At 59.8% G+C, this 20,991-nt stretch carries 16 protein-coding genes, 1 pseudogene and 1 riboswitch; of the genes and pseudogenes, 7 read left to right on the top strand and 10 right to left on the bottom strand.

Annotated features, from left to right (window positions below):
• On the top strand, window positions 1-2,152 hold a 2,152-nt coding region (locus ACM6JQ_RS08880; protein ID WP_414893585.1), incomplete at its 5' end, for a beta strand repeat-containing protein.
• Window positions 2,153-2,239: 87 nt separating this feature from the next.
• Here ACM6JQ_RS08880 and ACM6JQ_RS08875 read toward each other — a convergent pair.
• The 5 genes from ACM6JQ_RS08875 to ACM6JQ_RS08855 all read right to left on the bottom strand — a co-directional run bounded on the left by ACM6JQ_RS08875 (window position 2,240) and on the right by ACM6JQ_RS08855 (window position 11,805).
• Entirely contained in the window at window positions 2,240-4,972 is a 2,733-nt protein-coding gene (locus ACM6JQ_RS08875) for a LuxR C-terminal-related transcriptional regulator (protein WP_123376563.1), read from the bottom strand.
• Window positions 4,973-5,173: 201 nt separating this feature from the next.
• Entirely contained in the window at window positions 5,174-6,538 is a 1,365-nt protein-coding gene (locus ACM6JQ_RS08870; protein WP_007912796.1) for a DUF1329 domain-containing protein, read from the bottom strand.
• 26 nt (window positions 6,539-6,564) lie between these two features.
• Complete coding sequence (locus tag ACM6JQ_RS08865; protein ID WP_007912799.1) at window positions 6,565-8,454, bottom strand: DUF1302 domain-containing protein; 1,890 nt, start codon at window positions 8,452-8,454, stop codon at window positions 6,565-6,567.
• Between the two features lie 337 nt (window positions 8,455-8,791).
• Entirely contained in the window at window positions 8,792-10,474 is a 1,683-nt protein-coding gene (locus ACM6JQ_RS08860) for a fatty acid--CoA ligase (RefSeq protein ID WP_007912801.1), read from the bottom strand.
• A 146-nt stretch (window positions 10,475-10,620) separates the two neighbouring features.
• Window positions 10,621-11,805: an MFS transporter gene (locus ACM6JQ_RS08855; protein WP_414893584.1), complete on the bottom strand. Its 1,185-nt coding sequence runs from the start codon at window positions 11,803-11,805 to the stop codon at window positions 10,621-10,623.
• An 85-nt stretch (window positions 11,806-11,890) separates the two neighbouring features.
• On the opposite strand from ACM6JQ_RS08855, the gene ACM6JQ_RS08850 reads away from it, so the two are divergent.
• Window positions 11,891-12,655 carry an AraC family transcriptional regulator gene (locus tag ACM6JQ_RS08850; protein ID WP_007912805.1) on the top strand — a complete coding sequence of 255 codons (765 nt, stop codon included), beginning with the start codon at window positions 11,891-11,893 and terminating at the stop codon, window positions 12,653-12,655.
• A 96-nt stretch (window positions 12,656-12,751) separates the two neighbouring features.
• Here ACM6JQ_RS08850 and ACM6JQ_RS08845 read toward each other — a convergent pair whose 3' ends face one another.
• Window positions 12,752-13,381, bottom strand: a complete 630-nt coding sequence (locus tag ACM6JQ_RS08845; RefSeq protein ID WP_007912807.1) for a LysE family translocator — start codon at window positions 13,379-13,381, stop codon at window positions 12,752-12,754.
• 91 nt (window positions 13,382-13,472) lie between these two features.
• Here ACM6JQ_RS08845 and ACM6JQ_RS08840 point away from each other — a divergent pair, with 91 nt between their 5' ends.
• The 3 genes from ACM6JQ_RS08840 (at window position 13,473) to ACM6JQ_RS08830 (ending at window position 16,305) form a co-directional block, all read left to right on the top strand.
• Window positions 13,473-14,438: a 2-hydroxyacid dehydrogenase gene (locus tag ACM6JQ_RS08840; protein ID WP_095112424.1), complete on the top strand. Its 966-nt coding sequence runs from the start codon at window positions 13,473-13,475 to the stop codon at window positions 14,436-14,438.
• A 32-nt stretch (window positions 14,439-14,470) separates the two neighbouring features.
• Entirely contained in the window at window positions 14,471-15,469 is a 999-nt protein-coding gene (locus ACM6JQ_RS08835) for a methyltransferase (protein ID WP_414893583.1), read from the top strand.
• Window positions 15,470-15,509: 40 nt separating this feature from the next.
• Window positions 15,510-15,632, top strand: a riboswitch (yybP-ykoY riboswitch).
• 88 nt (window positions 15,633-15,720) lie between these two features.
• A complete protein-coding gene (locus tag ACM6JQ_RS08830; protein ID WP_007912813.1) occupies window positions 15,721-16,305 on the top strand; it encodes a TMEM165/GDT1 family protein in 585 nt (194 codons plus the stop codon).
• 49 nt (window positions 16,306-16,354) lie between these two features.
• Here the strand turns inward: ACM6JQ_RS08830 and ACM6JQ_RS08825 are convergent, their stop codons facing one another.
• A complete protein-coding gene (locus ACM6JQ_RS08825) occupies window positions 16,355-17,173 on the bottom strand; it encodes a M48 family metallopeptidase (protein ID WP_095112426.1) in 819 nt (272 codons plus the stop codon).
• A gap of 203 nt (window positions 17,174-17,376) precedes the next feature.
• Between ACM6JQ_RS08825 and ACM6JQ_RS08820 the strand changes: the two are divergent.
• Together ACM6JQ_RS08820 and ACM6JQ_RS08815 are read left to right on the top strand one after the other, a co-directional pair.
• Window positions 17,377-18,723 (top strand): annotated as a pseudogene (locus ACM6JQ_RS08820) (HAMP domain-containing protein); the annotation flags it as partial.
• 12 nt (window positions 18,724-18,735) lie between these two features.
• Complete coding sequence (locus ACM6JQ_RS08815; protein WP_414893586.1) at window positions 18,736-19,578, top strand: methyl-accepting chemotaxis protein; 843 nt, start codon at window positions 18,736-18,738, stop codon at window positions 19,576-19,578.
• A gap of 207 nt (window positions 19,579-19,785) precedes the next feature.
• Here ACM6JQ_RS08815 and ACM6JQ_RS08810 read toward each other — a convergent pair whose 3' ends face one another.
• From ACM6JQ_RS08810 to ACM6JQ_RS08800, 3 genes are read right to left on the bottom strand one after another with little or no spacing between them, the layout of a single operon-like run.
• Window positions 19,786-20,409, bottom strand: coding sequence for an SOS response-associated peptidase (locus ACM6JQ_RS08810; protein ID WP_414893582.1), 624 nt, complete (start codon window positions 20,407-20,409; stop codon window positions 19,786-19,788).
• A gap of 36 nt (window positions 20,410-20,445) precedes the next feature.
• Window positions 20,446-20,706 (bottom strand): putative signal transducing protein, encoded by a 261-nt coding sequence (locus ACM6JQ_RS08805; protein WP_007912819.1) that lies wholly within the window; start codon window positions 20,704-20,706, stop codon window positions 20,446-20,448.
• Between the two features lie 9 nt (window positions 20,707-20,715).
• Entirely contained in the window at window positions 20,716-20,898 is a 183-nt protein-coding gene (locus ACM6JQ_RS08800; protein ID WP_007912820.1) for a CPXCG motif-containing cysteine-rich protein, read from the bottom strand.
• Window positions 20,899-20,991 lie beyond the last annotated feature (93 nt).

The following is a 20,991-nucleotide window of genomic DNA, read 5'->3' as shown; positions in this document are numbered from 1 at the left end:
GCTGGGCAACGACACTTATGTGGTCGATAACGCTGGCGACACCATAAGCGAAACCAGCACCCTGGCCAACGAGATCGATACCGTGCGTTCGTCGATCAACTGGACACTGGGTGCCAATCTGGAAAACCTGATCCTGACCGGGACCGCCAGCCTTAACGGCACCGGTAACAGCCTGAACAACCTGATCACGGGCAACAGCGGCAACAACATCCTTGACGGTGGCGCCGGTGACGACACCCTCGATGGCGGTATTGGCGCCGACACCATGATCGGTGGCGATGGTGTCGATACCTACTACGTCGACAACATCGGCGATGTGATCATCGAAACCGACGCTTCGCCTACCGCTTATGACCGGGTCTTCTCCTCCATTGACTACACCCTCGGTGACAACGTCGAGAATCTGCTGTTCGTCGGCACGGCCAACCTGCGCGGCATCGGCAGCAATGTTGCCAACCGCATGACCGGTAACGCCGGCGACAACTACCTCGACGGCGGCCTCGGTGCCGACACCCTGATAGGTGGCTTGGGCAACGACACTTACGTCGTCGACAACGTCGGCGACACCATCAGCGAAACCAGCACCCTGACCAACGAGATCGATACCGTGCGTTCGTCGATCAACTGGACACTGGGTGCCAACCTGGAAAACCTGGTCCTGACCGGGACCGCCAGCCTTAACGGCACCGGCAACAGCCTGAACAACATACTCACGGGCAACAGCGGCAATAACACCCTCGAAGGCGGTGCCGGTGATGACATCCTCGACGGGGGACAGGGCCATGACCTGATGATGGGGGGATCTGGTTCCGACACTTACTATGTCGATGATGCCTTTGATTTCATTTTTGATATGGGTGCCATGCCCAACGACGTCGATCAGGTGATAGCGTCCATCGACTACACCCTGGACAGCTCCATTGAAAATCTCACCCTTGCCGGTAGCGAAAACCTCAATGGTACTGGCAGCGAAAAGAACAACGTGCTGACTGGCAACGCCGGCAACAACACGCTCGATGGCGCAGCCGGTGCCGACACCATGATCGGTGGCGCCGGCAACGACACCTACGTTGTGGATAACATCAACGATGTCGTGATCGAGCAGATCGGCGAAGGGCATGATCTGGTCAGAACCAGTATCAGCTACACCCTCGGCGCCAATGTCGAAGACTTGACGATGTTTGGCGACACGTGGGGTGCACTCACCGGCAATGCGCTGGACAACACCATCACAGGCAACTCCGCCACCAACTACATCGATGGCGGGCTAGGCGCAGATACCATGATTGGTGGAGCCGGGCATGACGTCTACAACGTGGATAACATCAACGACGTTATCGTTGAACTCGCGAATGAGGGGATTGATACCGTCAACACCAGCATCGACTACACACTGGCGGACAACGTCGAAGATGGTCAGATGATTGGCAGTGCCAACCTGAATCTGACAGGTAATGCCCTGGAAAACGTCTTGCACGGCAACGATGGCAACAACATCCTGTCGGGCGGTCTCGGCGCTGATCGCATGATTGGCGAGGGCGGCGACGATATCTTTATTGTGGATAACGTCAATGACCTCATCTTCGAGTTCCAGAATGGCGGTCACGACCTGATCCGCACTTCGGTCGACTACAACCTTTCGGATTACGTCGAGGACGGCACCCTGCTCGGCAGCGCAGACCTGACAATGTGGGGCAACAACCTCGATAACATTCTGACGGGTAACGCCGGCAACAACGTACTCGGCGGCAATGGCGGAACCGACAAACTGTTCGGTGGGGAAGGAAACGACACACTGTACGGTGGGTGGGGACATAGCACGTTGACGGGCGGTACCGGGGCTGACACCTTTGCCATCACTAACATGATCAATCTCGGAAAGGAATTCGGAACAAGCTCCTCGCAGAACGTCATTGCCGATTTCAACGCTCTGGAAGGGGACAAAATCGATTTCTCCAAATTCGACATTGACCCGATGACCCTCGGCTACCAACACTTGACGTTCATTGGCTCCAATGAATTCACCGGGCTGGGGCAACTGCGTTTTGCAGATAACGTCCTGTCGGGCAACCTGAGCGCAGACGCTGGGGGGCACTTCGAAGTGCAAGTGGTGGGCGTCAACTCGCTCAGTGCGAACGACGTCATCGTCTGATCCCTTAGCTGCCTGAAACATTCGAAGCTGAAAAATGAAAACACCCCGCCATCGCGGGGTGTTTTTTTTGTCCACGTTTTTTATTTCCTAGGCCAACAGGCCCAGCTCTTTGGCCCGCGCCACTGCCTGCGTCCGCCGCTCAACCCCCAGCTTGCTGTTGATATGACTGGCGTGGGTTTTCACGGTGTGCAGCGAAATGAACAATTGCTCGCTGATTTCCTGGTTCGAACAACCCTGGGCAATCAACCGCAGTACGGCCAGTTCGCGACTGCTGAGCTGTTCGGTGACCGTGGACTCCGGCATCTGCCGGGGCGGCGCTGGCGGTAGATGCTCGAGCAATTGCTGGCCTGCCAGTCCGGGGAACGCCAGCAATTGCCCACGCAACCAGTCCGTGTGCTCCTTGGCCAATCCATCGAATGGCTGCAACACCCCGCCGGCCGCCAGCTCCAGCGCCTGGCTCAACGTCTTGCGTGCTTCCGGCTCGCGCCCGCCCGCCAGTAGCAACGCCACCTTTTGCGTCAACGCCATCACGCTGAGTAACTGGCGCCCGGTTTGCTGACCGTTTTCGTGCAGCACGTCCAGCCGCCCTTCGGCGAGCATCGGCTGGCCGCGCGTCATGTCGAGCAGCGCTTGTTGCAGCTCCACGTGCAATGGCAATTGGGGGTGAAACTCCGGCGGCGCAGCGGCGCGCTCGCCGGTGTAGGTCTGGCCCAACCGCGCCAGCCACGCCTCGGCCAGATCGGTGCGGCCCTGCGCCAGCCACAACTCACATTTGACCAGCGTGATCATTGCCAGATAGTAGATCGGCGGCACGTCCCAGATGTGCATCAGGCGTTCGGCTTCGGCCAGTTCGGCAAAGGCCTTGGCGAACTCGCCGCTGCTGCCATCCAGACGCGCGATCACGCAATGGCCAATCAATACGCTGATGTCGCGACAGGCCCGTGCCTCGCCGATCCCGGCCAACAAGCGCACGCGTGCGGCCTGAGGCTGCAAGCGCATCGCCAACAGAAAACCCTCGTACAGGGTCAGCCGCGCGCGCACCGCATACAAACGTTGTGGCGAGAGGCCGCGCAACCGTTCCAGCCCCTGATGGACTTCATCGAGTGCTCGCAGAATTTCGCCACGCGATTGCAACACCCGTGCACGGTCGTAATGGGCCAAAGCTTCGAACAACGGATTGCCGACCCGCTGCGCCAGCTCCAGGGATTCACGGTTAAGACCGCGTGCGCGCCACAGATCGCCATCGGCAATGGCCAGATTGGACAAGGTCGATAGACACATCAGCCGTTGGCCATAACGTTTGGCCGGCAGGCTTTCCAGGGCCTCGGTGCAATATCTGATCGTCAACTCCCGATGCCCACGCCCCCGAGCGATGATCCCGCTCAACGCCAGCCATTGCGCCAGCATCGATTTTTGCGCGGTGGCGGAAGGTGCCGGCAGGAAGCGGCTCAAGTGGCTGGACAACTCTTCGGCGGCATCGAGCTGGCAGGCCAGCCCCAGCGCCCAACTGTAGAGAACGATCAGCCGCGGCGTGCTGATCAGCAGGCTGTCGGGCAAATCCATTTTCCAGCGCAGCAGCATGCCGACGTTTTGCTCGGCCAGCAGTTGCTCCTCCGAGAGGTTCTGCACCAGGTTCGCGGCGACATCGAGGTGACCGGCGCGCAACGCCTGTTCAACCGCTTCATCCAGCAGCCCCTGCGCGTTGAACCAGCGACAGGCGCGCAGGTGCAGCGTGGCCGTCGGCACCATCGCCTGAGCAATCGGCCGGCTGCGCAATAAATCAGAGAATAAATGGTGATAACGATACCAGTGCCCATGCTCATCCAGCGGTACCAGAAAGACCTGATGCGCCAACAGGAAACGCAGAATCTCGGCGCTGTCGTGGGCCTCACGAACGGCATCGCACAACTCACTGCAAAAACGCTCTTGCGGTGCGGTTTCATAGAGGAACGCCTGCACTTCGGCTGGCAGGCAATCGATGACTTCTTCCAGCAGGTAGTCGCGGATCAGCCCTTCCCCGCCGTTCAGCGCTTGTGGCAGCGCCGCATCGCTGCCCGCTTCGGACACCGCCAGCAGCCAGAAACGCAAACCGGCGACCCAGCCTTCGCTGCGCTGAATCAGGTTTTCCAGCGCTTCGCCGCGCAGCGAACTGCTATGACGATCAAGCAAGGTCAGCGCTTCGTCATGGGTCAGGCGCAGATCCTGCTCATGCAACTCCAGCAACTGCCGCGACAGACGCAAGCGCGCCAGATGCCAGTCCGGGCGCTGGCGACTGGTGACCATCACCAGCAAGCCATCAGGCAGATGATTGAGGAAAAACTGCAGGCAACGGTCAAGCACCGGACCTTGCGCGAGATGGTAATCGTCGAGCACCAGCAGCAACGGCGCAGCAGGATCGAGGTGCAGCGCCAGCTCATCAAGCAGGCCGTCGAGCCATTCTTCAAAGGCAAAGGGCTGATGGCGTTGGCGCATTTTCAGCAGGCCGAGTGCGCGACTGCCCAGTTGCGGAAAATAGTCCTGCAAACCTTCGAGCAAACGTTCGAGAAAGCGACCGGGGTCATTGTCGCGAGGACTCAGGCCCAGCCAGAGGCTTTGCCAGTGCGCCGGCAGACTCTGACAGAACTCCACCGCCAGCGAACTCTTGCCGAACCCGGCGGGGGCGCTGACCAGCAACAGCCGCCCACCGAGCCCGGCCTGCAGGCGCTCGCAAAGGCGTGGTCGCAACACGTAGCCGTCGGGTAATGGCGGGCGAAAAAAACGCCCGTCCAGTGCCGCGACGGCAACGCTTGCGGGACCCGGAAGTGGGGACAGATCAGTCATGGCCGGCTCTTGTTCGAATTGCTGTTGGCGGCGTTGCAGATGTCCGCAGACTAGCCTTAAACGAACCGGTTATGAAGGTTGCTGCTACAAATGGCTACAAAAAGGCTACACCCTCCTGTGGCTCCCCCCCTACAAAAGCAAAAAAACGCCCCGAACCAGTCGGGGCGTTTTCACGAGGATGCGGCCTCGGGTTACAACGGGTTAGCGGACACCATCCTGACGCAGGGCGGCCGGGGTGAAGTCGCTGGTGGTAGCGGTGAAGCCGAAGTCATAGGCACTCTTCTCTTCGTTCTTCATGCCCAGTGCCAGATAGCGGCCGGACTGCAGGTCGTAAAGGGTTTCCAGGGCATACCACGGCACTTGCTTGTCGTAGTAGTTCTCGGCGTGTGCTTCAGCGACGCGCCACAGTTGGCCACGACCGTCGTAGTGGTCGATCACCGCAGCCTGCCAGGTGTCTTCATCGATGTAGAAGTCACGCTTGGCGTAGATGTGGCGCTGACCTTCCTTCAGGGTTGCTACCACATGCCAGACGCGACGCAGCTCGTAACGCGCCAGGTCCTGGTTGATGTGGCCGGCCTTGATGATGTCGGCGTACTTCAGTTTCGGATCGTCGAGTTTGTAGCTGTCGGAGGCGATGTACATCTCTTTCTTGCCTTCGAGCTTCCAGTCGTAGCGATCCGGCGCACCGTTGAACATGTCGAGGTTGTCGGAAGTCCGCAGGCCATCCGCCGCAGTACCCGGGCCGTCGTAGGACACTTGTGGCGCACGACGGACACGGCGCTGACCGGCGTTATAGACCCACGCCGAACGTGGCTCTTTCACCTGGTCGAGGGTTTCGTGCACCAGCAGCACACCACCGGCCAGACGTGCCGGCGCGGTCACTTTCTGCTTGAAGTAGAACAGGATGTTGCCCGGGTTCGCCGGATCGTAGTCCTTCATCTTGTCGCGGAACACGAACTGATCCTGGAAGTACACCAGGCTGTACGAGCCGTTCGGTTGCGGCGTGGCCTGGGTCACCAGACGGGTCACGCTGCCGCCGCGATAACGGGTGATGTGGTTCCAGATGACTTCCACACCGGTTTTCGGAATCGGGAAAGGCACCGCGGTATCGAAGTTTTCCAGACCGTTGCCGCCGGACACCAGGTTGGTGGTGGTAGCGTTTTTCTTGATGGCGGCGAATACGTCATCCGGCACGGTCGCACCGCGATGGGACGGATAGACCGGCATCTTGAAGGTTTCAGGGTAGCGCTTGAACATCGCGTACTGACCTGGCGCCAGTTTGTCCTTGTACTTGTCGACGTCTTTCGCGGTGATGGTGAACAGCGGTTGCTCACTGGCGTATGGGTTGGACAGGAACCCCTTGCTATCGACCGAGCCGGCGTTCTTCGGCAGCGGCTTCCACGCCGGGATCGAACCGTCGGCGTTACCGGCCATTTCGGCGCCCATCGGCGTCAGGCTCTTGCCCAGTTTGTCGGCTTCGGCAGCAGGCACGGCGGCCATGACGCCGGTCGCCAGCAGCGACAGGCCCAGAACACCGGCGTGGAACAGACTCTTTGTTATTTTCATAAATTCGTTCGTCCTGAATGCAGTGCTTAGAAGTTCACGCCGAAGCTGAGCGCAACGAAGTCGCGGTCATCCACAGTGGTGTACTTGCCGTCAAAGAAGTTGGTGTAAGCCAGGCTCGCGGTGTAGGTGTTCTGGTATTCGGCATCAACGCCCAGGCTGACCGCTTTGCGACCTTCCTCGAAGTTGCCGCCAGGGCCTGGCGAGTAGCCGCTGACGTCGTGGGACCAGGCCACGTTCGGCTTGAGGTTCACACCGGCGAAGACGTCGTTGTATTCCCAGATGGCGCGACCGCGGTAACCCCACGACATCGATGTGGTGAAACCGTCGTTGTCGCAATTGCGGCTGCGGTTGTTCTGCGGCGAACCCGGCCCTGCACCGTTGATGGTGCTGGCGTTGAGAATGTTGGCGCAGGTGTTGGCTGTGCCAGTGGCCGGCAACTCGCCCGGGCCATACACCGGATCGCGGCCATAACGCTTCTCGGAACGGCTTTCCAGGCCGCCGACGTAGGTCGCGCCGACTTCACCGACGAGGGTCAGACGGCTGGCGCCCATGACCTGGTCGAAGAAGTGCGTGAACGTTGTCTGGATCTGGGTGATTTCCTTGCGTTCGTAACCGTGCAGGTCCTGACCCGGCACGCCATTGAGAATCGAAGCGTTGGTCAGTGCACCACCGATCGGACGCACACCGGCGAACAGGATGTCGGTGGAGTTCAGTTGCACCGGCGCGTTCGGACGGTAGCTGATCTCACCGCTCCACGCCGTACCGGTAGGCAGGGTGGTGGAGAAGCTCAGACCGTAAAGGCGAATGTCTTCAGGGTATTCAATGAAGTAGTTCGAGTTGCCCGCTACCAGCAGTGGCGCGAGCGCGGCAAATGGCCCCGGCAGCGAGGCCGCAGTGTTGTAGACAGACTGCGGTGCACCAGTCGCACTGAAGATCGGCGCACGGCTGTGGTAATTCATGAAGTAGGCGCCGAACTCGGTATCGAGTGGCTCGAACATGTATTTGAGGGACGCCCCCCACTGACCGCTGTCGCGGGCATCGCGATCCGGGCCGCGACGCACCAGCACGCCTTCTTCGTTGACATCGACGCCTGCGCCCGCCAGAGGCCCCAGGGCAATCGCCGGAATCTGCGAACGCTTGTTCAGCACGCGCAGATTGCTGTCGCAGCCATCCGCAACGATGTCCGGCTGAGAGAAGAACGTGCCGCAGTTATCGACGACGGTCTGGTCCCATTCCAGCTGGTAGAACGCTTCAGCCGAGAGGTTTTCGGTCAGGCTCTGCGACACGTAGAACATGTTGACCGGGATCAGGCCTTCCTTGATCTCGGCGCCCGGACGACGGAACGCGGAGACGTCGATCGGGTTGATCGAGTTGATGCCGCCGCCGATGAAGGTACTTTCACCCCAGCTCACCACCTGCTTGCCCAGACGCACGGAACCCGGCTGATCGGCAATCGCGTAGTTGTGGTAGACGAAGGCGTCGAGGATCTGCCCGCCGGACGATTTCGCGCCCTCTTTGCGACCCGAATCGCTGATGTCCTTGAACTGGCGGCTTTCATCCTTGAGTTCGAAGTCGTACCAGTATTTGCCACGGACGAACACGCCGGTGTCGCCGTATTTCAGTTCAAGGTCATGGATGCCCTTGAAGATCTTCGAAAAGGTTTCACCGCTCTTGAAGTTGGCGTGACCGTCATCGGATGTCTGCGACAGGCCGTGGCCACCGTTGTTGACGCCGATGAGGTTCTTGTTCGGGCTCTGAGTAGACCAACTGGCACCGATCGACAGGGACGAGTCGAACTGGCCCTCGATTTCACCGACGTTGAAACTGACGCCGAATGCGGGCCCGGCGAGCGAAGAGGCAAGACTGACCGCCAGAGGCAGTTTCGCCCGGCGCCAGAACTGGTTTACTGAGGTCATCGACGCTACTCCATGTGCATTATTGTTATGGCAGTGAGTACTTTTAAAAACGCCTGAAGGACCGGGTGCCAGAGACAACCCGAAATCACTCCAAAGATGCATCGCCCCGATTTGTGCGTGTGCTCCGTTCTTAAAAATCCTTGAGCGGACTATAGCCAGCAGGTGGTACTGCTTGATCCCTCTAAAGTGTGATTTGCAGCTGCCGGCCACTCTGGAACAGTCCTTTCGCCAGTCCGACGCATGTCGGCACGGCAAGGATGGCTGATTTTTTCGATTTCACAAGCCAAGCGCTTGCTTGGTGGGTCTGGCGCGCCGGTTTCGGCGCGCCAGCAGACACTCAAAGTGTCGAGAGGAAGGTGCTGTTGTTGGCCTGCCATTCGGTGATGTCGAGGCGGATGCGCTTCTTGTCGAGCTTGCCGACGCTGGTCTTGGGAATTTCGGTAACAAGGGCGATCTGACTCGGGATTGCCCACTTGCTCAGGTGGCCCAACTCCACGAACGGCTTGAGGTGTTCCTTGAGCTCGCGTGCCCCGATCACATGCCCTTCGCGGATCACCAGCAAGGCAAACGGGCGCTCGCCCCACTGCGGATCGGCGATCCCCACCACTGCTACTTCGCGTACCGCGACGTGACGACTGATCAGGTCTTCGAGGTCCAGCGAGGAGATCCACTCGCCGCCAGTCTTGATCACGTCCTTGATGCGGTCGCGGATGTCGATCACGCCCATGCTGTCGAGCGTGGCGACGTCACCGGTGTGCAACCAGCCGCCGGCCCAGAGTTCGGCGCCCTTCTGCGGTTCGTTGAAATAACCTTCGGTAAGCCAGGGCGCGCGCAGCACCAGTTCGCCCTGGGTCTCACCGTCGGCCGGGAGGAAATTGCCGTCGCCGTCGACGATTGCCGCTTCCACCAGCGGCCCCGGCACACCGGCCTTGATTCGGTAAGTGGTGCGCTCGTCTTCGGTGCCGGCCATCAGCTCGTCATTGAGGTGCGCGCAGGACACCAGCGGCCCGGTTTCCGACATGCCGTAGGCGGCGGTGAGCTGAATGCCGCGAGCCTTCGCGGTTTCATACAGCGTGCGATTGAGCGCGCTGCCGCCAATGACGATTTTCCAGCCGCCGAAATCGGTGCCTTGTGCGCCTTTGGCGTTAAGCAGCATTTGCAGAATGGTCGGCACGCAGTGGGAGAAGGTGACCTTCTCTTTGCGCCACAACTCCACCAGAAACTCCGGATCGTAGCGGCCCGGATAAACCTGCTTGAGTCCGAGCATGGTTGCCACGTATGGCAGACCCCAGGCGTGAACGTGGAACATTGGCGTGATCGGCATGTACACATCGTTGGTGCCAAGCAGGCGCACGCTGTCGATGGAACCCATGATCGTCGACACACCCATGGTGTGCAGCACCAGTTGCCGATGGGTGAAATACACGCCTTTCGGGTTGCCGGTGGTGCCGGTGGTGTAGAACGTGGTTGCGACCGAGTTTTCGTCGAAGTCCTGGAAGTCGTACTGCGGACTTGCAGCGGCCAGCAGTTGCTCGTACTCGCCGACCAGATTCGGCAAATCGGCGGTTTTCTCCGGCAGATCGGTCAGCAGCAGGGTTTTCTCGACCGTGGTCAGGTGCGGCGCGATCGCTTGATACAACCCGACGAACTCGCTGTTGACCAGCACAAAGCGGTCCTCGGCGTGGTTCATGGTGTAGAGGATCTGCTCCGGCGACAGACGCACGTTGATGGTGTGGATCACCGCGCCAATCATCGGAATCGCAAACATGCATTCCAGGTAACGGTGGCTGTCCCAGTCCATCACCGCCACGGTGTCACCGGCCTTGACACCGGCCGCCGTCAGCACGTTGGCCAACCGCGCCACGCGCTCGATCAGGGTCGGGTAGCTATAGCGAATCTGGTCGCGGTAAATGATCTCGCGGGTTTTCTCGTAACGGGCGCCGGACATCAGCAGCCGTTTGATCAGCAATGGATACTGGTAGGCCCCATCGGCCGGGGGAATGACGCGAGTCTGCAACATAAGAATCCCTTTTCTGACTGCACGGTGTTGGCGTAGAGATTGGTACTCTAGAACCCTTATACGCCAGCCAAATCAGCCAAAGGAATGATTTGCAAAGCCGTACAAATGCTAGCTTTGCGCCAGCATTTGCCGGTTTTCGTCTTCGGTCAGGCCGTTTGTCCTACTGCCTCTTCAGAAGGCGTGCGTGGGAATACGACTGCAGCAAGGAAGGTCAACGCGCCGAAACCCGCGAGAATCAAGTACAGGCCTACAAAACCATGGCGCGGTTCGACATAGGAAATCAGCGGAATCGCCGTCGCACTGGCGCCAAACGATAAACAGTAACGCAGGGCGAACACCCGTGATTGCCATTGCGGGGCGACGAAGTTGGCAACCATCGCATCGTTGACTGTTACCTGCCCGAACACCACGAACATGAACGCTGCACCGAGGGCAATTACTGCCCAGCCGTCGGCATAGGCCAGCGCAAACAGCAACGGTGCCTGGCACAGCGTCAGGACAATGAACGGCCATTTCAGGCTGAGCCGATGCAATATCCGACCAATGCTCAACTGCGCGACCGCGCCGAAGGCATAGGCCAGACTGACCACCACGCCGAGGGTTTGCGGCGAAGCGAACAGCTCATGCAAACGCTCCTGAAACAGCTTTGGATAGGTCATGGTGGTGGCGTTGAACACCACACCGCCGGTGGCCGTGGCCAACGCCAGCACGCCGAACACCATCATCATCGAAATACGCTGACCGGCGGCACCTTTGAGTGGTGTGTGCGCACGCTTCGGAATCGGTTCTTCACGCACCTGCAAAGCGAAACCAACCCCCAGCACAATCGCCACTGCGCCCGGGATCAGAAACGCCGATCGCCAACCGAATTGCGCCACCAACAACCCCGTGATCAACGCAGAAAACGCCACGCCCAGATTGCCCCACATGCCATTGATGCCGATTTCGCGGCCACGGTTCTGCGCGTAAGCAACCAGCATTGCCGTGCCGACCGGGTGATAAATTGCCGCAAAAATACCGATCAGGGTCAGGCCGATCACCAGCATGCTCGGGCTGTTGCTCAGCCCGGTGAAGATCGCCGAAGCGCCAATGCCGAAGAAAAACACCAGCATCATCTGTCGCCGACTCCAGTGATCACCCAGCCAACCAGCGGGTAGTGAACAAGCGCCGAAGGCAATGAAACCGCCCAGTGACAAGCCGATCAGTGCGGCGTAATCGAGACCGAACGCTTGAGTCATGCCAAGCACGGCGGCGGGAAAAATCAGCATGAACATGTGATCGATCACATGCGCGGCGTTGATATAGCGAATGACATTGCGGGATTGATTCATGGCGGCACGCTTTACGTTGTTGTGTGGCGCTTATGCTAAGTTGGCCATAAAGCGCATTCCTGCCAAGCAAGTCATCGAATCAGACATGTTGATCAGCCACTTCGAACACGGCCCGGTGAGTGCCTACCCCCGGGATTATCTGGATGGCGCGCACCAGCCGCTGCACCTGCATCGCGAGGCGCAGTTGTTGTACGCGGTCAGCGGGATCATGCGCGTGGTCACGCAATCGGGTGCGTGGGTGATTCCGCCGAGTCGCGCGGTGTGGATTCCACCCGAGGTGGCGCACGAGATTTTCATGAGTGGCGATGTGCAGATGCGCTCGCTGTTCATCGCCCCTGAGCTGTCGCCCGCCAGCCTGCAACAGTGCTGTGTATTGGCGGTGACGCCACTGCTGCGCGAGCTGATCCTGCGTGCCGTGCAAGGGCCGCCGCATGCCGACAATCCGTTGATCCAGCAACTGATGCTCGAAGAACTCGCCAGCCTGGAGAACCTGCCGCTGCACATTCCGATGCCCACTGACCGGCGTCTGCAAAACATTTGTCTGGCGCTGCTGCACACCCCGGATCACGCCAATACGCTGGAAGACTGGGCGCAGCAGGTTGGCGCCAGCTCACGCACGTTGGCACGGCTGTTTCAGCAGCAATTGCAGATGAGTTTCAACGCCTGGCGCCAGCAGCTGCGCCTGATGGAAGCCCTGCCGCGCCTGCTCGCCGGGGACAGCGTGCAGCGTGTGGCGCGGGATTTGGGTTACGGCAGCGCGCGGGCGTTCAGCGCGATGTTTCGCCGTTTGCTTGGGGAAAATCCCCGCGAATACCTGAATAACCTGAGCAAGCTCAGCGAACTCGTGTAGGAGCTGTCGAGTGCAACGAGGCTGCGATCTTTTGACTTTGTTTTTTAAGATCAAGATCAAAAGATCGCAGCCTTCGGCAGCTCCTACACAGTAGGATCAATGCATCTCGGTGAACGCGATTTTCACGCCGAGAGCAATCAGCACCGCGCCCATGGTGCGGTCGAACCAGTGGCCCATGCGGGCGAAACCGGCGCGCACCCGTTGCTGGCTGAACAGCATCGCCACCAGGCAGAACCAAATCGCAGTTGCGACAGCCAGGTAAATCCCGTAACCGGCCTGCACGGCCAGTGGCGTGTGCGGATTGATCACCACGGTGAACAGCGACAGAAAGAACAGTGTGGCTTTCGGGTTCAGGCCGTTGGTCACGAAGCCTGAAGTGAATGCGCCGCGAGCGGTGCGTACGCCAGCCTCTTTGTGCAGATCATCGGTGACGGTTTTCGCCGGTTGCGCGCGCAATGCCTTGAAGCCGATGTACAGCAAGTACGCAGCCGCCGCCCACTTCAAGGCGTTGAACAGCACAATCGATTGCGACACGATCAGGCCAATGCCGAGCAGCGAATAACCGACGTGCAGGAAAATCGCCGTGCCGACACCGAGTGCCGTCCAGGTGCCCGCGCGGCGCCCGTGGGTCACGCTCTCGCGCACTACCACGGCGAAGTCCGGGCCGGGGCTGGCGACGGCCAGCAAGTGGATCAGTGCAACGGTCAAGAACTCGGTCCAGTACATGGGGGCTCCTTTCGGCCAGGCGTATCAATTTGTTTCATCTGGTAGGCTCGGCAGATTACGCCCAACGCTCACAGCACAAAAGGTACAGTTGATGACGAACACGCGCCGCGCGGTATTCCTTGATCACCCTTCGCTGGATCTCGGCGACCTCGACCTCAGTCCGTTGCGCGAGTGTTTCAGCGATCTGCAGCTGTTCGCCCAGACCTTGCCCGAGCAAGTCAGCGAACGCCTGCATGGCGCCACCGTCGCCATTTCCAACAAGATCCTGATCGACGCCGCCGCGATGGCCGCCAACCCCGAGCTGAAACTGATCCTGATCACCGCCACCGGCACCAACAACGTCGACCTTGCTGCCGCCCGCGCTCACGGCATCACCGTGTGCAACTGCCAAGGTTACGGCACGCCGTCGGTGGCGCAGCACACGATCATGCTGCTGCTCAACCTCGCCACGCGTCTGGCCGATTATCAGAAAGCCGTTGGCGAAGGTCGCTGGCAACAGGCGAAACAGTTCTGTTTGCTCGACTACCCGATTGTCGAGCTGGAAGGCAAAACCCTCGGCTTGCTCGGGCATGGCGAACTCGGCGGCGCCGTGGCGCGATTGGCCGAAGCGTTCGGCATGCGCGTGCTGCTCGGGCAGATTCCCGGGCGCCCAGCCCGCCCGGATCGCTTGCCACTGGATGAGCTGTTGCCGCAGATTGACGCCCTCACCCTGCACTGCCCGCTGAACGAACACACCCGCCACTTCATCGGTGCCCGCGAATTGGCGTCGATGAAACCCGGAGCATTCGTGGTCAACACGGCACGCGGCGGATTGATCGATGAGCAAGCGCTGGCCGATGCCTTGCGCAACGGTCACCTCGGCGGCGCGGCTACCGATGTGTTGAGCGTCGAGCCGCCGACCCAGGGCAATCCGTTGCTCGCGGCGGACATTCCGCGCCTGATCGTCACCCCGCACAACGCCTGGGGCAGCCGCGAGGCACGGCAGCGCATCGTCGGCCAATTGACCGAAAACGCCCAGGCGTTTTTCAGCGGTAAGGCGCTGCGGGTCGTCAGTTGATAAACTGCGGCACTTTTTTTTGAGGAGCAGTTATGGATCCGCGCAGTGAAGTACTGCTTCGTCAGCCCGAGTTGTTTCAAGGTTCGTTGCTGTTGGCCGGTTTGCCCGCCGACGATTTGCTCGGGCGCCTGCCCAACGCATTCGGCTGGTGCTGGCATGCCGGCGATCAAGCCGCGCTGGACGCGCGCTTCGAAGGTCGCAGCCATTTCGGCGTGAATGTCCCGGAGCGCGAGTTCGACAGCGCCGTGGTGTTCTTGCCAAAATCCAAGGATCTGACCGATTACATCCTCAACGCGGTGGCTTCGCGTCTGGCCGGCCGCGAAGTGTTTCTAGTCGGCGAAAAACGCAGCGGCATCGAAGGCGCGTCCAAGCAGCTCAACCCGTTCGGCAAACCGCGCAAGCTCGACAGCGCTCGTCATTGCCAGCTCTGGCAAGTCACCGTAGCCAACGCGCCGGAAGCAAAATCCCTGGAAAGCCTGGCGCAGACCTATGAATTGCCTTTGGCCGAGGGTTCGCTGAAAGTCATCAGCCTGCCGGGCGTATTCAGCCACGGTCGCCTGGATCGCGGCAGCGCCCTGCTGCTGGAGCATCTGGACAAACTGCCGAGCGGCCATTTGCTCGACTTCGGTTGCGGCGCGGGCGTGCTGGGGGCTGCGGTCAAACGTCGCTACCCACACAATCAGGTCACGTTGCTGGATGTGGATGCGTTTGCCGCTGCCAGCAGCCGTCTGACGCTGGCGGCCAACGGTCTGGAAGCCGAAGTGCTGACCGGGGACGGGATCGACGCTGCACCAATGGGTTTGAACGCTATTCTGAGCAACCCACCCTTCCATGTCGGCGTGCATACCGATTATTTCGCCACCGAGAACTTGCTGCGAAAAGCAGCGAAACATCTGAAAAACGGCGGCGAACTGCGCTTGGTGGCGAACAGCTTCCTCAAGTATCAGCCGCTGATCGAAGAGCATTTGGGTGTGTGCGCAATCAAGGCTGAAGGCAATGGTTTCCGGATTTACCGGGCCAAGCGCGGCTGAAAATTTGTTCTTGCCCAAACGGATTTGCCTAGGCAGAATCCGCTCCGTCCTAGGGGAGTAGTCTCCCACGAGCGCCAAGCTCGTCCGGCATACGTCAACATACTTGATCCTCAGATCATGGCGTATGCGACCCAAGCGTCCGCAGCAGACGGATCGCAGGGTTTGACAAGACCTATGACACGCACACCTTACCCGGGGCGGGAAGGCTGTACGTGTCATAGCCGTGTCGACCCGCCCCTTAGGAAATCCTGATGCTGGACTCGTTACTCGTTCCCACCGCAATCGTTGCCTTGGCCGAAATCGGCGACAAGACGCAACTGCTCGCGCTGATTCTTGCCGCTCGCTTCCGCAAACCCTGGCCGATCATTGCCGGTATTGTTGCCGCGACCCTGGCCAACCACGCAGCAGCCGGTGCGGTCGGCGCCTGGTTCGGCAGTTTCTTCTCGAATGCGACGTTGCACTGGATACTCGCCGCAAGCTTCACCGCCACTGCGCTGTGGACATTGGTCCCGGACAAAATGGACGACGATGAAACCAGCACCGCGCGCAAGTTCGGGCCTTTCCTGACCACGTTGATTGCGTTTTTTCTCGCCGAAATGGGCGACAAGACTCAGGTCGCCACGGTAATGCTGGCCGCGCAATACCCGGATCTGTGGCTGGTGATTATCGGTACGACAGCGGGCATGTTGATTGCCAACGTGCCGGTGGTTCTGGCGGGTAATTTTGCTGCGGACAAACTGCCACTGACCCTGATCCGTCGCCTCGCGGCCTCGGCATTCATGATTCTGGCGATCGTTGCGGTGTACAAGGCAATGCAGAGCAGTGGCTGGGTTTAACCCTGAGAGAAGGATCGTTCCCACGCAGGGCGTGGGAACGATCACCGACTCAGGATTTAGGCGCTTGTTCGTACAGCGGCATGACCTTCGGAATCGCCGCCTGCAACGAGGCAATCCGGCTGGTCGAAGCCGGGTGAGTGCTCATGAACTCCGGCGGCGAACCCTCCGACGCCTTGCTCATTTTGTTCCACAAGGTGATCGCGGCGTTCGGGTTGTAACCGGCACGTGCGGCCAGTTCCAGGCCGATCAGGTCGGCTTCGTTTTCGTTGGCGCGACTGTTCGGCAGGGTCATGCCGTAATTGGCCACGGTGTCGGCCAGCGCCAGACTGTCCTGACCCAGACCGAGCAACGCACCTGCGCCCTGCTTGGCCATTTCAATCCCGTAAGCCTTGGACATCGCTTCACGACCGTGTTCGCGCAGGGCGTGGGCGATTTCATGGCCCATGACCGCGGCAATTTCATCGTCGGTCAGTTTCAGGCTGTCGATCAGCCCGGTGTAGAAAATGATCTTGCCGCCAGGCCCGCAGTTGGCGTTAAGTTCATCACTCTTGATCAGATTGACCTCCCACTGCCATTGCGCCGCATCCGGACGGAAGTTCGGCGCCTGGGCGATCAGGCGGTTGGCAATCGCCTGAACCCGCTTGGCCTCGGGGCTGGTCTTGTCCAGCACACCTTTGCTGGAGGCCTCGCCGACGGTCTTCTGATACGACTGGGCATACATCTGGTCGACCTCTTGCGAGGACAGCATGCTGAACATGTACTGCTTGCGCTCGACACCCACGGCGCCGCCGCTGGTGGTGTTGACCGACTGACAACCGACCAGCAACAGCGCTGCGCTCAGTGCACTTACAACCAATGTCTTGTTCATTCAAAAGCTCCCTGAAAACCTGTCGCGTATCCTAGGCGGGTAATTGTATCGACGCCAGATACAACGGACGTGTTGCAGCGACTTTCAGACGTTTCCCACTTGGCCTGTCGTAAAAAATTCACAGCCACCATCAAGCCCCGTGCAACTGCGTCGCGCACTGATCCATTTGCGACATCGGCTTTCAATTGCACCTGCTCGCACTCATGGCCCAATGCCGGCTGCCGATACATCAGCGCAGACGTCCTCTTGCGTGCGGAGCTCCCATGAAGTTCAAGTCGATCCAGTTTTCCGTTGCCGCCCTGGCTGGCGCCATCGTGCTTAGCGTGGTGGCCGCGCTGGTGCTGTATGCGCTGTTCTCCGGTGCGCGCACGCAAGAGATGGTGCAACAGCGTACTCAGGCGCAGTTCGAGCAAGTCATCGAACAGCGCCTGACTTCGCTGGCGCAAACCCAGGTCAGCCAGATCCAGCGCGAACTCGAAGCGCCGCTGCTGATCGCCGGCGGACTGGTGCGGGTCAACGCCCTGCTCGGTACGCCGGGCGCCGATGGCCAGCCGCGCCTGACCGTCAGCCGCGAACAACTGATCAGCCTGATCAAAGAAAACGTCGAAAAGAACCCGAAGATTCTCGGCACTTACATCGGCTGGGAAAAGAACGCCCTGGACCACAATGACGCGGCCTACGTCGGCACCAGCGTGGTCGGCATCGATGCCGCCACCGGGCGCTTCCTGCCATGGTGGTTCCGCAACGATGACGGCACCCTCGGTCTCGACAAACTGGTCGACGTCGACGACCAGAAAACCCTGTCCACCGGCGTGCGCGCCAGCGAGTACTACCTGTGCTCGAAGGAAACCAAGAAAGCCTGCGTGATCGATCCGGCGCCGTACAAGGTCGGCGACAAGATCGTCATGCTCGCCTCCTTTATTGAGCCGATCATGCTCAACGGCGCTTTCCAGGGCATTGTCGGCGCCGACCTGTCGGTGAACTTCATTCAGGAAATGCTCCTCGGCGCCAACCAGAAGCTGTACAGCGGCGCCGGGCAAATGGCGCTGATTGGCGGTAACGGGCGGATCGTTGCCTACACCAAAGACCCGAGCAAGTTCGGCGAAAAAGTCAGCGACATCCTCGACGCCGAACAAACTGCCAACATGGCCAATCTCAAGCGCGGCGAAGTGACTTACTCGGTGAACAAGGACAAGGGGCGCATCGAGTTGTACCTGCCATTCGGCATCGGCCAGACCGACGCGCGCTGGACGTTGATGTTGCAACTGCCGCTCAACGCGGTGATGGCGGATCTGCAAAAGCTACAGGCCGATCTGGATGCTCAGCGTAAATCCGACACCTTCGGCATGGCCATGGTCGGTCTGCTCATCGCGGGCATTGGCTTGCTGGTGATCTGGCTGGTCGGCCACGGCATCGCCCGACCGCTGAAGCAAATGGTCGCGATGCTCAATGACATTGCTCAGGGTGAAGGTGATCTGACCCGACGCTTGAGCAGTGATCGCAGCGATGAATTGGGCTCGATCGCCAAGGGCTTCAATACCTTCCTCGCTAAATTGCAGGCGATGATCACCCAAGTGGTGACGTCGGTGCAGAGCGTCAGCGATTCTTCGGAACACACCGCCGACATTGCCATTCGCACCAACATCGGCATCCAGAAACAAATGGCCGAGATCGATCAAGTCGCCACGGCGGTGCAGGAAATGACCGCCACCGCCCAGGACGTCGCGCGTAACGCTACGCAGGCTGCGCAAGCGGCCAGCCATGCCGATCAGGCGGCGAGTCAGGGCATGCAGATCGTGCGTGACACGTCCGATTCGATTGGCGTGTTGGCGCTGGAAATCGGCAAGGCTGTCGATGTGGTGCAGACCTTGGCCAAGGACAGCGAGAACATCAACGCGATTCTCACGGCGATTCGCGGGATTGCCGAGCAGACCAATCTGCTGGCGCTGAACGCGGCGATTGAAGCGGCGCGTGCCGGCGAGCAGGGTCGCGGCTTTGCCGTGGTGGCGGATGAAGTGCGCAATCTGGCGCAGAAAACCCAGAAAGCCACTGAAGAAATCCAGTCCATGATCCAGCAACTGCAACAGGGCACCCGCGATGTCGTGCGGGTCATGGAGGACAGCCAGAACCGCACTGACGAAAGCGTGCAGCACGCGGCGAAAGCGGCTCAAGCACTGGAGACGATTACTCACGCGGTATCGGTAATCAACGACATGAACACGCAGATTGCTAGCGCGGCTGAAGAGCAGAGCGCGGTGGCGGATGACATCAATCGCAACGTGATCAACATTGGGCAAGTGGCCAATGAAGTGGCGGGTGGCGCGGATGAGTCGAGTTCGGCGAGCGCGGATCTGACCAAACTGGCGGAGCAGCAGCGGCGGTTGATCAATCAGTTCAAGGTCTGAAAAGCCAAGAGCACCCTCACCCTAACCCTCTCCCAGAGGGAGAGGGGACTGATTGGGGGATATTGACGAAGTACACCGACTTGAACGCTTTTCACCGAATCCATAATCGCCACGATTTTTCAGGTCGATGCATGACGGTAGAAAACTCGGTCAGTCCCCTCTCCCTCTGGGAGAGGGCTAGGGTGAGGGGCTTTTGATCTAAATGCTTTAACCCGGAGTCAAACACTCCGGCCCATTGAGCTTCGGATCATTAATCAGATTCGCCAACACCCGCTCACGCAATGCAGCAGGTTCACTGGCCAGCAACCCCTGCAATACATGTAACGGCGTCTCCGGATCCAGCCAAGCCGCCTGCCCCGCCTCATCCAAAATCAACGGCCGGCGCTGACTCGACGCCGGCTGAGTAATCACCGCCGTGCTCAGCCAGACCTGCTCCTGCACCGGATACGCCTCCCAGATCGCCGCAAAAAACAGCGAAGCGCCCTCCCCCGGCGTCAGCCAGTACGGCCGCTTGCGCTGCGTTCCGCGCCATTCGTAGAAACCATTCGCCGGCAGCAGGCAGCGACGCTGGCGCAGTGCCTCACGAAACATCGGTTGCTCAGCCACGGTTTCCGCGCGGGCATGCGCCGGCGTCTTCGACAAATCGGTCAGCCACGGCGGCGTCAGCCCCCAACGGGCGAGGGCCAAGGTGCGCTGGCCATCTTCAGCGGCACGCAGCATCAACACCGAATCATTGGGGGAAATGTTCCACTGCGCCTGCTGATCGGCGGGAAAACCTGGCAGGGCCGCGAAATCGCGGTTCCAGCGAAACAGGGCATAACGTCCACACATGGGGCAACACGACTCTGAAGTAAAACGAAGCTCAGCCTAACAGACCAGCGTCCCGGGAAAGCTCTCCGGTTCATCGCCGGGCAGCGGCAGCGCGGCATTGTACGCGGTGATCAACTCACGGGCGTATTCGGCCTGATCGTTATCCACAGACAAGCCCAACAGACCGAAGATCGGCAGCTCGCCGGTGCCACCGAGCAAATCGCGGCCAATCAAGTGCGCCTCGATGCCTTCGCTGGCGAGCATGCCCTTGAGCATTTCACCTTCCATCAGGTTTTCCGGCTCGTAGATTCGCTGCATGGGCGCGCCTCACTCGTTTTCGCTGAAGACTTCCAGAAACCAGTCCTCTTCGTGTACCTGCAATACAAACGTGATTGGCCGGCAACACACCTGACAATCTTCGATATAGGTCTGATCGCCACCGGACAGGTCCACTGACGTTTCGACCGTTTCCCCACAATAAGGACATTCGTATTCAGCAGGTTCCAGCATCGCGGTCTCCCAAGTGACTTGTGCGTATAATCGCCGGTCTATTTGCAGGGCTATTTTTGTCTGGCTACTTTTTCAGACCGTGCCCCGCGGGTT

The sequence above is a fragment of the Pseudomonas sp. IT-232MI5 genome, from assembly GCF_949767845.1.
Classification (GTDB): Bacteria; Pseudomonadota; Gammaproteobacteria; order Pseudomonadales; family Pseudomonadaceae; genus Aquipseudomonas.
Note: the sequence above shows the minus strand (reverse complement) of the source record. Positions and strands in the feature narration are given on the sequence as shown.